10 protein-coding genes are annotated in these 13,956 nt (G+C 63.8%); 6 read left to right on the forward strand and 4 right to left on the reverse strand.

Annotated elements, in window-relative coordinates:
* The first annotated feature begins 88 nt into the window (after positions 1-88).
* Both polA and IVB01_RS01865 read left to right on the forward strand, forming a co-directional pair.
* Entirely contained in the window at positions 89-3,169 is a 3,081-nt protein-coding gene (gene polA, locus IVB01_RS01860; RefSeq protein WP_247276408.1) for a DNA polymerase I, read from the forward strand.
* Positions 3,170-3,524: 355 nt separating this feature from the next.
* Complete coding sequence (locus tag IVB01_RS01865; protein WP_247276407.1) at positions 3,525-4,160, forward strand: LysE family translocator; 636 nt, start codon at positions 3,525-3,527, stop codon at positions 4,158-4,160.
* Positions 4,161-4,334: 174 nt separating this feature from the next.
* On the opposite strand, the gene IVB01_RS01870 is transcribed toward IVB01_RS01865, so the two are convergent.
* The gene (locus tag IVB01_RS01870) at positions 4,335-4,961 is read right to left on the reverse strand and encodes a glutathione S-transferase family protein (protein ID WP_247276406.1); all 627 of its coding nucleotides are present in this window, start codon (positions 4,959-4,961) and stop codon (positions 4,335-4,337) included.
* A gap of 174 nt (positions 4,962-5,135) precedes the next feature.
* On the opposite strand from IVB01_RS01870, the gene pyrE reads away from it, so the two are divergent.
* Both pyrE and IVB01_RS01880 read left to right on the forward strand, forming a co-directional pair.
* Positions 5,136-5,699, forward strand: a complete 564-nt coding sequence (gene pyrE / locus IVB01_RS01875) for an orotate phosphoribosyltransferase (protein WP_027575142.1) — start codon at positions 5,136-5,138, stop codon at positions 5,697-5,699.
* Between the two features lie 249 nt (positions 5,700-5,948).
* Complete coding sequence (locus tag IVB01_RS01880) at positions 5,949-6,722, forward strand: DUF2865 domain-containing protein (RefSeq protein ID WP_247276405.1); 774 nt, start codon at positions 5,949-5,951, stop codon at positions 6,720-6,722.
* Between the two features lie 22 nt (positions 6,723-6,744).
* Here IVB01_RS01880 and IVB01_RS01885 read toward each other — a convergent pair whose 3' ends face one another.
* Together IVB01_RS01885 and IVB01_RS01890 are read right to left on the reverse strand one after the other, a co-directional pair.
* On the reverse strand, positions 6,745-7,176 hold the full coding sequence (locus tag IVB01_RS01885) for a hypothetical protein (RefSeq protein ID WP_247276404.1): 432 nt from the start codon (positions 7,174-7,176) through the stop codon (positions 6,745-6,747).
* Positions 7,177-7,370: 194 nt separating this feature from the next.
* A complete protein-coding gene (locus IVB01_RS01890) occupies positions 7,371-7,595 on the reverse strand; it encodes a hypothetical protein (RefSeq protein ID WP_247276403.1) in 225 nt (74 codons plus the stop codon).
* Between the two features lie 212 nt (positions 7,596-7,807).
* On the opposite strand from IVB01_RS01890, the gene IVB01_RS01895 reads away from it, so the two are divergent.
* Together IVB01_RS01895 and IVB01_RS01900 are read left to right on the forward strand one after the other, a co-directional pair.
* Complete coding sequence (locus tag IVB01_RS01895; protein WP_247276402.1) at positions 7,808-10,324, forward strand: glycogen/starch/alpha-glucan phosphorylase; 2,517 nt, start codon at positions 7,808-7,810, stop codon at positions 10,322-10,324.
* A gap of 220 nt (positions 10,325-10,544) precedes the next feature.
* Entirely contained in the window at positions 10,545-11,360 is an 816-nt protein-coding gene (locus tag IVB01_RS01900; RefSeq protein ID WP_247276401.1) for a thioesterase family protein, read from the forward strand.
* 164 nt (positions 11,361-11,524) lie between these two features.
* Here the strand turns inward: IVB01_RS01900 and IVB01_RS01905 are convergent, their stop codons facing one another.
* A complete protein-coding gene (locus IVB01_RS01905) occupies positions 11,525-13,141 on the reverse strand; it encodes a phosphoenolpyruvate carboxykinase (RefSeq protein WP_247276400.1) in 1,617 nt (538 codons plus the stop codon).
* Positions 13,142-13,956 lie beyond the last annotated feature (815 nt).

The raw sequence follows: 13,956 nt of genomic DNA on the forward strand, positions 1-13,956 counted from the left end.
GATGGGTCCTGTGAGACCGTGGGGATAGCGAGCCAAAAATCCGCCTCCCAAGGCTGTCAAAGCCCGCAAAAGCTCATACATTGCGGCCATGCCCAAGACATCCCCGAAGACCACCGTCATAGCTGACACCAAGGCCGCGCCAAAGGCGGCCGCCGAGAGCAAATCCGCTGCTGCCAAAGCTGCTGCCAAGCCGGTCGCGGCGAAGGCGGCCGGCAAGGGTGACCATGTCTTCCTGGTCGACGGTTCCTCCTACATCTTCCGCGCCTATCACGCGCTGCCGCCGCTGAACCGCAAGTCCGACGGCCTCCAGGTCAATGCCGTGCTCGGCTTCTGCAACATGCTGTGGAAGCTGTTGCGCGAGATGCCCGAGGACAACCGGCCGACGCATCTGGCGATCATCTTCGACAAGTCTGAAATCACTTTCCGCAACAAGATCTATCCCGACTACAAGGCGCACCGGCCCCCGGCACCTGATGATCTGATCCCGCAATTCTCACTGATCCGCGAGGCCGTGCGCGCCTTCGACCTGCCCTGCCTGGAACAGGTGGGGTTCGAGGCCGACGATCTGATCGCGACCTATGTGCGGCAGGCCTGCGAGCGCGGCGCGAGCGCGACCATCGTGTCCTCCGACAAGGACCTGATGCAGCTCGTCACCGATTGCGTCACGATGTACGACACCATGAAGGATCGCCGCATCGGCATATCAGAGGTGATCGAGAAGTTTGGTGTGCCGCCGAACAAGGTGGTCGAGGTGCAGGCGCTCGCGGGCGATTCGACCGATAACGTGCCCGGCGTGCCCGGCATCGGCATCAAGACCGCGGCGCAACTGATCACCGAATATGGCGACCTCGACCAATTGTTGTTCCGCGCCGGCGAGATCAAGCAGCCCAAGCGGCGCGAGGCGCTGCTCGAGAATGCGGAGAAGGCGCGCATCTCGCGGCAGCTCGTGCTGCTCGACGACAAGGTGGACCTCGATGTGCCACTCGACGACCTCGCCGTCCACGAGCCGGATGCACGCAAGCTGATCGCCTTCCTGAAGGCGATGGAATTCACGACGCTGACGCGGCGCGTCGCCGAATATTCTCAGATCGATCCCGCCAATGTCGATGCCGATCCCGGCTATACGAGCGGCGCCAGCGTGTTCTCGCCGTTGCCGCCCTCGGACGTCGTGCCCGCGCCGGGCACCGGCACGCCGGCACAAGCGGCTCCCGGCCAACGCAATAAATCGGCGAGCAAGGAGGACAAGGCCGCAAGCCAGAAGGGTGCCCCGATCTCGCTGGCCGCCGCGCGCGAAGAGGCGCTGCGCAAGCTTCCGGTCGACCGCAGCAAGTATCAGGCGATCAAGACGCTCCAGGAGCTCAACGCCTTTATCGCCCGCATCCATGACGCCGGCCACGTCGCGATCGAGACGAGAGCCAACTCCATCGATCCCATGCAGGCCGATCTCTGCGGCATCGCGCTGGCGGTGGCGCCGAACGAGGCCTGTTATGTGCCACTGGCGCACAAGCAATCCGGCGGTGGTGCCGGCCTGTTCGACGCGGGTCTGGCACCCGACCAGATCAAGCACATTGATGCCATCGAAGCGCTGCGGCCGGTGCTGGAATCATCAGGCATCCTCAAGGTCGGCTTCGACGTCAAATTCACCGCCGTGATGCTGGCGCAGCACGGAATCACCCTGCGCAACATCGACGATGCGCAGCTCATCTCCTACGTGCTCGACGCCGGCCGTGGCTCGCATGCGATCGAGCAGCTCGCCGAGCGTTGGTTCGGCCATGCCATGCTGAAGGAGAGCGAGCTGCTCGGCAGCGGCAAGGGCAAGATCACTTTCGACCAGGTGACGATCGACAAGGCCGCGCCGCTCTCGGCGGAAGCCGCCGATATCGCCCTGCGAGTCTGGCGCGTGCTGAAGCCGCGTCTCGTCGCCGAGCACATGACCACCGTCTACGAGACGCTGGAACGGCCGCTGGTGTCCGTGCTCGCGCGCATGGAGCGGCGCGGCATCTCGATCGACCGCCAGGTGCTGTCGCGGTTGTCGGGCGAATTCGCCCAGACCGCGGCGCGGGTCGAGGCCGAGATCCAGGAGATTGCGGGCGAGCCGGTCAATGTCGGCAGCCCCAAGCAGATCGGGGACATCCTGTTCGGCAAGATGGGACTGCCCGGGGGCTCCAAGACAAAGACCGGCGCGTGGTCGACAACCGCCCAGGTGCTCGACGAGCTCGCCGAGCAGGGCCACGACTTCCCGAAGAAGATCCTGGAGTGGCGCCAGGTCTCGAAACTGAAATCGACCTACACCGATGCGCTGCCGACCTACGTCAATCCGCAGACCCACCGCGTCCACACCACCTACGCGCTGGCCGCGACTACGACCGGCCGGTTGTCTTCGAACGAGCCGAACTTGCAGAACATCCCGGTGCGCACCGAGGACGGCCGCAAGATCCGCCGGGCCTTCGTCGCGACGCCCGGACACAAGCTGGTCTCCGCCGACTATTCGCAGATCGAGCTGCGGCTGCTGGCCGAGATCGCCGACATTCCCGTGCTGAAGCAGGCGTTCCGCGACGAGCTCGACATTCACGCCATGACGGCGTCGGAAATGTTCGGCGTGCCGATCAAGGGCATGCCAAGCGAAATCCGCCGCCGAGCCAAAGCGATCAATTTCGGCATCATCTACGGCATCTCCGCGTTCGGCCTCGCCAACCAGCTCGGCATCGCGCGCGAGGAAGCGGCCGCCTACATTAAGAAATACTTCGAGCGCTTCCCCGGCATCCGCGCCTATATGGACGAGACGCGCGACTTCTGCCGCAGCCACGGCTACGTCACCACGCTGTTCGGCCGCAAATGCCACTATCCGGATATCAAGGCCTCCAATGCCTCGGTGCGCGCCTTCAACGAGCGCGCCGCGATCAACGCGCGGCTCCAGGGCACCGCTGCTGACATCATTCGCCGCGCCATGACGCGGGTGGAGGACGCGCTGGCAGAGAAGAAGCTCTCGGCGCAGATGCTGCTCCAGGTGCACGACGAACTGATCTTCGAGGTGCCGGACGACGAGGTCGAGGCGACGCTGCCGGTGGTGCAGCACGTGATGCAGGACGCGCCCTTCCCGGCGGTGCTGCTATCAGTGCCGCTGCATGTCGATGCGCGGGCAGCGACGAACTGGGACGAGGCGCATTGAGCTCTTCCCAACCTCTCCTTGTTGGCGGCAGAGCGATCGCATATCACTTTGGAGGCGGCTGAGCGCACGCCTCGTCCTTTGAGACGACCGCCGCGCGGTCTCCTCGGGATGAGGCTAAGCAGCGTCGGTACGCGTTGAAACTGCTGTCGCACAGTTGCTCCTCATCCTGAGGGCCCGCCAAAGGCGGGCGTCTCGAAGGATGGCGGCAAACGCAGAGTCTGTGACAGTCCTGCCCCTTGCTGGAAGAGGGAGCAAAGAGAGCGCGCCCCGCCTCGATTGTCCTCCGAGCAATTGCGCAATGGCCTCGCGTCGGCGCGCATATTAGAACCGTGCCGTCCTTCGCACCGGTCGCCCCATGCCCCACACACCCGCCCTGCTCGGCTTTGCCCTCGTTTGCCTTGGTCTCGTGCTCACGCCCGGGCCGAACATGATCTACCTGATCTCGCGCTCGATCACGCAAGGGCCGACGGCGGGCATTATCTCACTCGGCGGCGTGGCGCTGGGTTTCGTGTTCTACATGCTGTGCGCGGCTTTCGGCATCACGGCGCTGCTGCTCGCGATTCCCTTCGCCTATGACGCGCTGCGCTTCGCCGGCGCCGGCTATCTGCTGTGGCTCGCCTGGCAGGCGGTGAAGCCGGGCGGACGCTCGCCGTTCCAGGTCAGGAAGCTCGCGATCGACAGCCCGCGCAAATTGTTCGCGATGGGCTTCGTCACCAACCTGCTCAACCCGAAGATCGCGATGCTGTATCTGGCGCTGCTGCCGCAGTTCATCGATCCCACCGCCGGCAGCGTGCTGGCGCAGTCGGTGGTGTTAGGGGCGATCCAGATCGCAATCAGCGTGAGCGTGAATGCGATGATCGCGCTCGCGGCCGGATCGATTGCGCTGTTCCTCGCAACTCGGCCGAGCTGGATGCTGGTGCAGCGCTGGCTGATGGGCACGGTGCTGGCCGGGCTCGCTGTGCGGATGGCGGTCGAGGCGAAGAAGGTGTGAGATTTCTGACCCTCTCCTGGAGGGGGAGGGTCGGCTCACATTGAGCGCAGCGAAATGTGAGACGGGGTGGGTGATCTCTCCCCACGAGGACGGTTCGATGCGGAGGGACCTTCACCCACCCCGCTCGCGCTACGCGCGATCGACCTCCCCTTCGAGGGGAGGGTAAGAGAAAGATCAATCCAGCTTCGCCTCCATCCCGCGCTTCACGGCGGGCCGTGCCATCAGCGCGTCGTACCAGCGCTTGACGTTGGGGAAGTCGGCGAGGTCCACCTTGTGGCGAGGATGGCGCCAGGCCCAGCCCAGGATGGCAAAATCGGCAACCGAGAGGTCGCCGGCGACGAAGTCGCGGCCCACCAGCCGGCGGTCGAGCACGCCATAGAGCCGGCGCGTCTCCGCCATGAAGCGCTTGAGGCCATAGGCGCGGTCCTGCTCGTTTTCGAGCGCGATGAAATGGTGCACCTGTCCGGGCATCGGGCCGAAACCGCCCATCTGCCACATCAGCCATTCATAGACGGGGATGCGCCCGCCAAGCGATTTCGGCAGGAATTTGCCGGTCTTTTCGCCGAGATAGAGCAGGATGGCGCCGGATTCGAAGATGCTGACGGGCTTGCCGTCGGGACCCTCGGGGTCGACGATCGCGGGGATCTTGTTATTGGGGGAGAGCTTCAGGAACTCCGTGGCCATCTGCTCGCCCTTGGTGATGTTCACCGGGATCACCTTGTAAGGCAGCCCCATCTCCTCCAGCGCGACCGAGATCTTGCGGCCGTTCGGCGTGTTCCAGGTGTGCAGTTCGATGGTCATGCCTTGCTTCCTTGCCGCTGACAGGTTCGGCCCTCACCTACTCCAGAAGGTTGCACCCCCACAACCGGCGGACCGGGATAGCCGATCTCTGTTGACGGGGGACGCCCCCTCTGGAATGTGGCGGCGGTCGCGGATAAATTCCGCCTCCTCCAAAAATGCTTCCGAGGGACCGCCGTGTCGAAATCAGCCTCCCGCGCCCGCCTGTTCGAAATCATCCGCCGGCGTTCCTTCGGCCGCGGCGAGGTGACGCTCGCGTCGGGCCGCAAGAGCGATTTCTACTTCAACTTGAAGCCGACCATGCTCGACCCCGAGGGCGCGACGCTGCTCGCCGAGCTCACCTACGAGGCGCTGAAGGACGACCAGCTCGATTTCATCGGGGGGCTCGAGATGGGCGCGGTGCCGCTCGCCGGGGCGCTGGCGCAGATCTCCTGGATCAAAGGCCATCCGATCGCGGCATTCTTCGTGCGCAAGAAACCGAAGGAGCACGGCGCCAAGCTCGCGATCGAGGGCCTGCCCAAGGGCGAGACCCTGGCCGGCAAGCGCGTCGTGATCGTCGAGGACGTCACCACCACCGGCGGCTCGGCGATGAAGGCGGTGGAATCCGTGCGCGAGACCGGCGCCAATGTGGTGCTGGTGCTGACCATGGTCGACCGCGAGGAAGGCGCCACCGACACGTTCGGTGCAGCCGGCCTGCCGTTCCGCTCGCTGTACAAGGCATCCGAGTTCTTGAAGGCTTGAGGCCGCGAAACAGCCCTGGCCGTCATGTCCGGGCGTGGCCCGGAAGCAACGATTTGTCGGAAGCTGTGCCCGGCCTCAAAGAGGTCACGGCCTCGACTTGAAACCGCCTCCGCTCAACTGCTCATTTACCATCCCGCTTTATGGTGAATCATGTGCCAAGACCTCGCTGGTCTCGGCTGATTCAGTAGCGTCGGGTGGAGCAGCGCGTTGCGTACAATCTCGTCCCATGCGCGCCGGCGGCGTCGCGCGATGCTTGTAGCCGCCAGCCTTGGCGCTCCGCTGCTCGCGGCGCCGTCCCCGGTTGCGGCCGAAGGGCTGTTCGATTTCTTCTTCGGCGGCATGCGGCAACAGCGCCCGCAGCGCGAGGTGCCGCAGCAGGCGGGCTCCTACGCCGATCCCTTCACCGGCCAGCAGAATGCCGCAACTCCGCAATACGTGCCGCCAACCCGTTCGGCGGCGGCCGGCGGCTCCGGCCCGGCCTTCTGCGTGCGCAGCTGCGATGGTAAATATTTCCCGCTGATGCGCGGACTCGCCTCGCCTGCCCAGATGTGTCAGGCGTTCTGTCCTGCCAGTGCGACGAAGGTTTATTTCGGCTCCTCGATCGAGGGTGCCGCGTCGCAGACCGGCGAGCGCTACACCGAAAGTGAGAACGCGTTCGCCTATCGCAAGGCGCTGCGCGCCGACTGCACCTGCAACGGCCGCGAGCCGGTCGGCCTCGCCCCGGTCGATCTCGCGCTGGATTCATCGCTGAAAGCCGGGGACGTGATTGCCACGGCCGACGGCCTCGTTGCCTATACCGGCATCCGTGTCGGCAACGATCAGGCTGCGGACTTCACCCCGGTTGCCTCCTATCCCGGCCTCACCGCACAGGTCCGCGCGCGGCTCGGCGAGATGAAGGTGGCACCGGTGCGGGCCGAGACCGTCGCGGCGGATGCCCCGGCTGCAGAGATCGTGCGCGAGGCGCTGCCTGACGTCACGGTGCCGAAGACGCAAAAACCGGCGAAGCGGGCGGGGTTGGATTAGTGGAATGACGGCAACTGAGCCGTCACCTCCCGATGATCACCCCGATCACATTCGGCGCCGCCAGATATTTCTCCTCGATCGCGGTGCGCGCAGCGGCGCGGTTTTCCGGCGTGAGGAGGCCGCGCTTCTCGGCCAGGATCATCCAGCAAAAGCCCCACCAATCGGTCAGCATGCCCTGATCGTCGACGAGGTCATAACCCTGCTCGGCCGCGAAGATGCGCGCATGCGCTTCGTCCAGCGTGTCGAGGAACAGATGGTCGTCGGTCGAAAACAGCTCGTCGCTGATATCGTCGATGGTGTAGCCCCAGATCGACTGGCACACCGCATTGAACTCGCGGTCGAACTGGTCGTCATCGATCCTCTGGCGCCGCGCCGCCCGATGCAGAAGCGACAGCGAGCGCGCGAAATCGGCGATCCGGGTGAGGGCAAATTGATCGAAGGCAATGGTGGACATGTAGTCCTCGCAAAGTCTGACGGACGCTAGATATTGTGTCGGCACGATGCCGAATCACGATGATATCAAAGACTTGCTAAAGTGTTCTTAATTTGTTCTGATGCGTCCACAAAGTCCTCCCGGCCTTCGTCGAGAAACAACCGCGTGAAAGCGTTCGCCAAACGAACGCGGATTCTGCGGTACGATCACTCGCCTCACCTCGCCGCCGACATCAACTTGTCTCCGCACGCGCTCGCATAAAACTTGCCGCCGCATTGGCGCTTGATGGCGGCGCAGCGTGCTGCTGGCGTTGCGTTTTGCGGAAGCGAGACGGCGCAACTGAGGCCATCGGCGCTGCGGCCCGTTCTGCCGGCGGCGGAGGCGGCGGTGATGCAGACGACGAGCAGGGTCGCAGTGGCGATTTCGATCAGCAGTCTCATCAGAGGTCTCAACGGTCTCCTCCACAGTGATGGCTGAATTGGCCTGCATTCTAACAGCAGATCCGTCTTTCTCCGTGCTCGTCCGGGTTCCCAAGCCGGCCCGTTCCTTGCATAAATTTACGCCAGCGCAGTGCACGGCCGCACCAGTGACGGTTCCGGCACGGAAGCAGGACGCGTAGGGTGAGTGTTCAGTCGACCAGGAAGTGAAGGCCTTGCAAGATCAATCGTTCCAGCCGAATTTTCCCGCTCCCGGCCAGCCCATCGACGAGCTCGCGCTGGCTGAGATCAAGGGCGCGATCCTGGCCAAGCTGCGCCTTGCCATCGGCAAGGACGCAGGCATGGCGACCCGGCACGATTGGTATCAGGCCGCAGCGCTCGCGCTGCGCGACCGCATCGTGCATCGCTGGCTGAGCGCGGAGAAGCTGAGCTACGACGCCGGGCGCAAGCGCGTTTATTATCTCTCGCTCGAATTCCTGATCGGCCGCCTCTTCACCGACGCGCTCAACAATATGGGGCTCCTGAAGATCTTCGAGGTCGCGCTCGGCGACCTTGGTGTCTCCTTGCCCGAGCTGCGCAAATGCGAACCGGATGCGGCGCTCGGCAATGGCGGCCTCGGTCGGCTCGCCGCTTGCTTCATGGAGAGCATGGCGACGCTGTCGATCCCTGCGATCGGCTACGGCATCCGCTACGATTACGGCCTGTTTCGCCAGATCATCAATCAAGGCTGGCAGCAGGAATATCCGGACGAATGGCTGAGCTTCGGCAATCCCTGGGAATTGCAGCGGCCGGAGGTGATCTACGACATCAATTTCGGCGGCGCCGTCGAGCATGTCGACGATAAGGGCCGCGACCGCGCCATCTGGCATCCGGGCGAGACCGTGCAGGCGATCGCCTACGATACGCCGATCGTCGGCTGGCGCGGCCAGCACGTCAACGCGCTCCGCCTGTGGTCGGCACGCTCGCCCGATCCTCTCAGGCTCGATGCCTTCAACAAGGGCGACTATGTCAGCGCCAGCGCCGAGCAGGCGCGCGCGGAGGCGATCTGCAAATTCCTCTATCCGAACGATGAGAGCCCGGCGGGCCGCGAGCTGCGGCTGCGCCAGGAATATTTCTTCGTCTCCGCCTCGCTCCAGGATCTGGTGAAACGGCACCTCGCCTCCGACGGCCAGCTCCGCAGCCTCGCCAGCAAGGTCGCGGTCCAGCTCAACGACACGCATCCGAGCCTTGCGGTCACCGAGCTGATGCGGATCCTCGTCGACCTGCATAATTTCCGCTGGGACGAGGCCTGGAAGATCACCGTTGCCACGCTCTCCTACACCAATCATACACTGCTGCCCGAGGCGCTGGAGACCTGGCCGGTCGAGCTGTTCGAGCGACTCTTGCCGCGGCATCTGGAGATCATCTACCGCATCAACGTGCAGCATCTGGCGCTCGCGGAAGCACGCTGCCCCGGCGACATCGACTTCCGCGCTTCGGTCTCGCTGATCGACGAGAAGAGCGGCCGCCGCGTGCGCATGGGCCAGCTCGCCTTCGTCGGCTCGCACCGCATCAACGGCGTCTCGGCGATGCATTCCGACCTGATGCGCGAGACCGTGTTCCACGATCTCAACCATCTCTATCCCGGCCGCATCACCAACAAGACCAACGGCATCACCTTCCGCCGCTGGCTGATGCTGGCGAACCCGAAGCTGACCGATTTGTTGCGCGAGACCTGCGGCGAAGCAGTGCTCGACGATCCCACCCAGCTCAGCCTGATCGAAGCTCGCGCCAGCGACGTCGAATTCCAGAAGAAATTCCGCGCCGTCAAGCACGCCAACAAGGCGGCGCTGGCGCGGCTGATCGGCGAGCGGCTCGGCATCAAGGTCGATCCCGGCGCGCTGTTCGACGTGCAGATCAAGCGCATCCACGAATACAAGCGCCAGCTCCTCAATGTCATCGAGACGGTCGCGCTGTACCAGTCGATCAAGGACGATCCCAACGGCAATTGGGTGCCGCGGGTGAAGATCTTTGCCGGCAAGGCGGCGGCGAGCTACCGCTATGCCAAGCTGATCATCAAGCTGATCAACGACGTCGCAGAGGCCGTCAATAACGATCCCGCCATCAGCGGCAAGCTCAAGGTCGCCTTCCTGCCCGACTACAATGTCAGCCTCGCGGAAGTGATCATTCCCGCGGCCGATCTGTCCGAGCAGATCTCGACCGCCGGCATGGAGGCCTCCGGCACCGGTAACATGAAGCTGGCGCTGAACGGCGCTATCACCATCGGCACGCTCGACGGCGCCAATATCGAGATCCGCGACCATGTCGGAGCTGAGAACATCGCAATCTTCGGCTTGGAGGCCGGCGACGTGATGATCCGCCGCAAGCAGGGCCTGGATGCGTCCGACGTCATCCGCAACTCGCCGAAGCTCCAGCGCGCCATCAATGCGATCGCGACCGGCGAGTTCTCGCCCGGCGATCCCGGCCGTTTCGAATCCATCGCGCACGCGTTGCGCTATCTCGACCATTACATGGTCAGTGCCGATTTCGATTCCTATTATGAGGCGCAGCGCGCGGTCGATGCGCGCTGGCAGGTGGCACCGGCCTGGACGCGCGCCTCGATCCTCAACGTCGCGCGCATGGCGTGGTTCTCGTCGGACCGTACCATCCGCGAATATGCCGAGGAGATCTGGAACGTGCCGGTCAATCCGACCACGCCGCTGCTGCCAAATCTGCGCGATGTCGCAGGCTGATTTTCCGCGGGGTGAAATCGGCGTTACCTGCGAGGTTATTGCATCGGGCGCCGCGGATGATGATATGGTCGTCATCATCTCTAAGGCGTCGATATCGAGGCCGCTACCTCAAGCGCCGTCATTGCGAGCGCAGCGAAGCAATCCAGAATCCCTCCGCAGAGATAGTCTGGATTGCTTCGCTGCGCTCGCAATGACGTTGGTGAGACACCGAGGACCAGCAATGCACGCCAAGCTCCCGCACCCCTTCGATGACGCCACCCGCGTCAGCGCCGGCGACTCCAGTTGGCAGGGGCACACCAGCGACGATTATTGGGCCTTTGTCGGTCCGTTCGGCGGCGTCACTGCCGCGACGATTTTGCGCGCGCTGATCGACCATCCGGACCGCGCCGGCGATCCGCTCGCGCTCACCGTCAATTACTGCGCGCCGATCGCCAAGGGTCCGTTCGATCTCGACCTGCGGCTGGTGAAGGCCAATCGCTCCAGCCAGCATTGGAGCGTCGAGCTCAGCCAAGGCGGCGGCGGGGTGGCAACGCTCGCCACCGCCGTGTTCGCCGAGCGGCGACCGTCCTGGGAGCATAGGGTGGCGAAGGTGCCGGACGCAAAGCCGTTCGAACAGACGCTGCCGTTTCCGAAGATCTCGGCCTCCTGGGCCAACCAGTATGAATTCCGCTTCGTAGAGGGCGAGATGCGGATCGGCCCGCCACAGACCGAGCCCGCCAGCACCTATTCGAAAATCTGGATCAGCGACCGCACGCCGCGCAAGCTCGACATGCTGTCGCTGATGTCGATGTCGGACGCCTTCTTCGGCCGCATCTTCCACGCACGGCGCGAGCTGGTGCCGTTCGGTACGGTATCGCTGACGACCTATTTCCACACCGATGCCGAAGAGCTAGCCGCCGAAGACATCACGCGTGTGCTTGCCACCGCTGACGCCAAGATTTTCCACAAGAGCTATGGCGACCAGAACGGCGAGCTGTGGTCGCCGAACGGGCGGCTGCTCGCGACCACGACGCAGATCGCGTATTTCAAAGCGTAGCTGCTTCCGCAAACTCGTCATTGCGAGCGCAGCGAAGCAATCCAGGAATCTCTCCGCGGAGACAGTCTGGATTGCTTCGCTGCGCTGCCAATGACGCTGGAGAGATATCGCGTAAACAAAAAGGGCGGCCTCGCGGCCGCCCTTTGCATTACAAGGCGCGAGCCCTACTCCGCCGCGAGCTTCAGGTCGGGCGCGGCTGCGCGCACTTCGGCGTCGACCTGAGCTTCGAACTTGGCGAAGTTCTTCTGGAACATGCCGACCAGCGCGCGGGCGGTCTTGTCGAACTCGTCCTTGTCCTTCCAGGTGTTGACCGGATTGAGGATCTCGGCCGGCACGCCCGGCAGCGCGGTCGGGACCGCAAAGCCGAAATATTTGTCGGTGCGGAATTCGACGTTGCGAAGCGATCCGTCGAGTGCGGCGGTCAGCAGCGCGCGCGTCACCTTGATCGGCATGCGCGAGCCGACGCCATATTTGCCGCCGGTCCAGCCGGTGTTGACCAGCCAGCAATCGACATTGTGCTGGGCAATCAGCTCGCGCAGCATGTTGCCGTAGACGGATGGATCGAGCGGCAGAAAGGGCGAGCCGAAGCAGGTCGAGAATTCCGGCTGCGGCTCGTTGCCGAGACCGCGCTCGGTGCCGGCGACCTTTGCAGTGTAGCCGGACAGGAAGTGGTACATCGCCTGCGCCGGCGAAAGCTTGGCGATCGGCGGCAGCACGCCGAACGCGTCGGCGGCGAGCATCACCACATTCTTCGGCTGCGGCGCGCGGCCGGTGTGCGAGGCGTTCGGGATGAAGTCGAGCGGGTATGCAGAACGCGTGTTCTCGGTCTTGGAGCCGTCGTCGAAATCGACGATGCGGGTGTCCTCGTCGAGCACGCAGTTCTCGAGCACTGCGCCGAAGCGCGTCGACGCCGCGTAGATCTCGGGCTCGGCTTCCTTCGACAGCTTGATGCACTTGGCATAGCAGCCGCCTTCGAAATTGAACACCCCGTTCGGGCCCCAGCCGTGCTCGTCGTCGCCGATCAGGGTGCGGTTGGGATCGGCCGACAGCGTCGTCTTGCCAGTGCCGGACAGGCCGAAGAAGATCGCGGTATCGCCCTTGGCGCCGACATTGGCCGAGCAGTGCATCGGCATCACGCCGCGCTCGGGCAGATAGTAGTTCAGCGTGGTGAAGACCGACTTCTTCATCTCGCCGGCATAATAAGACCCGCCGATCAGGACAATCTTGCGGGCGAAATCGATTGCGACGACGTTCTCCGAGCGGCAGCCGTGACGTTTAGGATCGGCGCGGAAGCTCGGCATGTCGATGATGGTGAGCTCAGGCACGAAGGTCGACAGCTCGATCGCCTCGGGGCGGATCAGAAGTGTGCGGATGAACAGCGAGTGCCAGGCGAGCTCAGTGAAGACGCGCGTCTTGATCCGGTAGGCCGGATCGGCGCCGCCATAGAGATCCTGCGCGAACAGCCTCTTGCCTTCGGCGTGCTTGAGGAAATCCTGGTAGAGCGTCTCGAACTGCTCTGCGGTGATCGACTGGTTGCCGGCCCACCACATCTTCTTGTCGGTGGTGGCGTCACGCACCGTGAACTTGTCCTTCGGGCTGCGGCCGGTGAACTCGCCAGTATCGGCGCAGAGTGCACCGTCCGCTGACAGCACCGCCTCGCCCGCGGAGAGCGAGTACTGATAGAGTTGCGGCGCACCGAGGTTCCAGTGAACCTGCTTGAGATTCTTTAAACCGAATTTGTCGGCGCCGAAGGCACCGTTGCGCACGCCCGTCTCTTGCACGAAAAAGTCCTCCTAGAACCCGCGACACTCAGCGCGACCAAGCTTTGGCACCATCGCGGTCACCGTGAATAATAGGCCCGTTTGGCCTCGGCTGGAACGACCTAATACTGATGAACGCTGGCGTTGCCAAGCTGATCCCGTAGGATTTGGTTTATTCAAAGACCGCGCCAAACGTCGCGCATGTCAGCTCTGAGCAAGCGCATCAAAAAGTCCGAATGATCGCGCAACCAAACGCGCGTTTGCGCGTTACTTCCGGTTATTGCGACGCACAATGCTCGAGTTGGCTTCCCATCGTAACTCGGCTTTGCAGATGCGTGCGAACCGCTCCCACATCGCGGGATAGGCATTGCGGTGACGAGACGAGGCGGCGGCGAGATAAGTCAGCATCGCACGCGCAAGGCTTTGCCGCGACCGATCTTCAGTTCGTCTTGGGCAGCTCGAACGTCGACGTGGTCAAACGCGTGGCAGCTTCCGAATCCACCGCTCAATGCGACACAAGAAGCGCGCAGGCACCGGCATAGAAGAACGAGCGCGCCAATCCCGACCGGGCCACGGCCTCGGCTTGTCGCCCGCGATGTGTTGCAGGTCGACAGCACAATCCGGTCCGCATTGAGCTTGAGCTGGGTGACTTCGCTCGCAGTGAGAAGGCCGTCGAGCTCCGATGGCTGATCGGGATCGAGAGTGCAAGCGAGGGCTCACCGAGTCCTTTGATGTCGCCGCGAAGAGGCCGTGGGTGGCAAAGTTGATGATGCCATATTGAGCAAGCGCTGCACGCTTGAGCGTCGTTTCGCCGGCGTCGCAACCGAGATGGATGT

Source organism: Bradyrhizobium sp. 164 (assembly GCF_023073715.1).
GTDB lineage: Bacteria > Pseudomonadota > Alphaproteobacteria > Rhizobiales > Xanthobacteraceae > Bradyrhizobium.

Bases quoted from the DNA above. Each gene is read 5' to 3' on its own strand.
- IVB01_RS01865 (WP_247276407.1), top strand. From the start codon at position 3,525: ATGCCCCACACACCCGCCCTGCTCGGCTTTGCCCTCGTTTGCCTTGGT.
- IVB01_RS01870 (WP_247276406.1), bottom strand. From the start codon at position 4,961: ATGACCATCGAACTGCACACCTGGAACACGCCGAACGGCCGCAAGATC.
- IVB01_RS01880 (WP_247276405.1), top strand. From the start codon at position 5,949: ATGCTTGTAGCCGCCAGCCTTGGCGCTCCGCTGCTCGCGGCGCCGTCC.
- IVB01_RS01900 (WP_247276401.1), top strand. From the start codon at position 10,545: ATGCACGCCAAGCTCCCGCACCCCTTCGATGACGCCACCCGCGTCAGC.
- IVB01_RS01890 (WP_247276403.1), bottom strand. From the start codon at position 7,595: ATGAGACTGCTGATCGAAATCGCCACTGCGACCCTGCTCGTCGTCTGC.
- IVB01_RS01885 (WP_247276404.1), bottom strand. From the start codon at position 7,176: ATGTCCACCATTGCCTTCGATCAATTTGCCCTCACCCGGATCGCCGAT.
- polA (WP_247276408.1), top strand. From the start codon at position 89: ATGCCCAAGACATCCCCGAAGACCACCGTCATAGCTGACACCAAGGCC.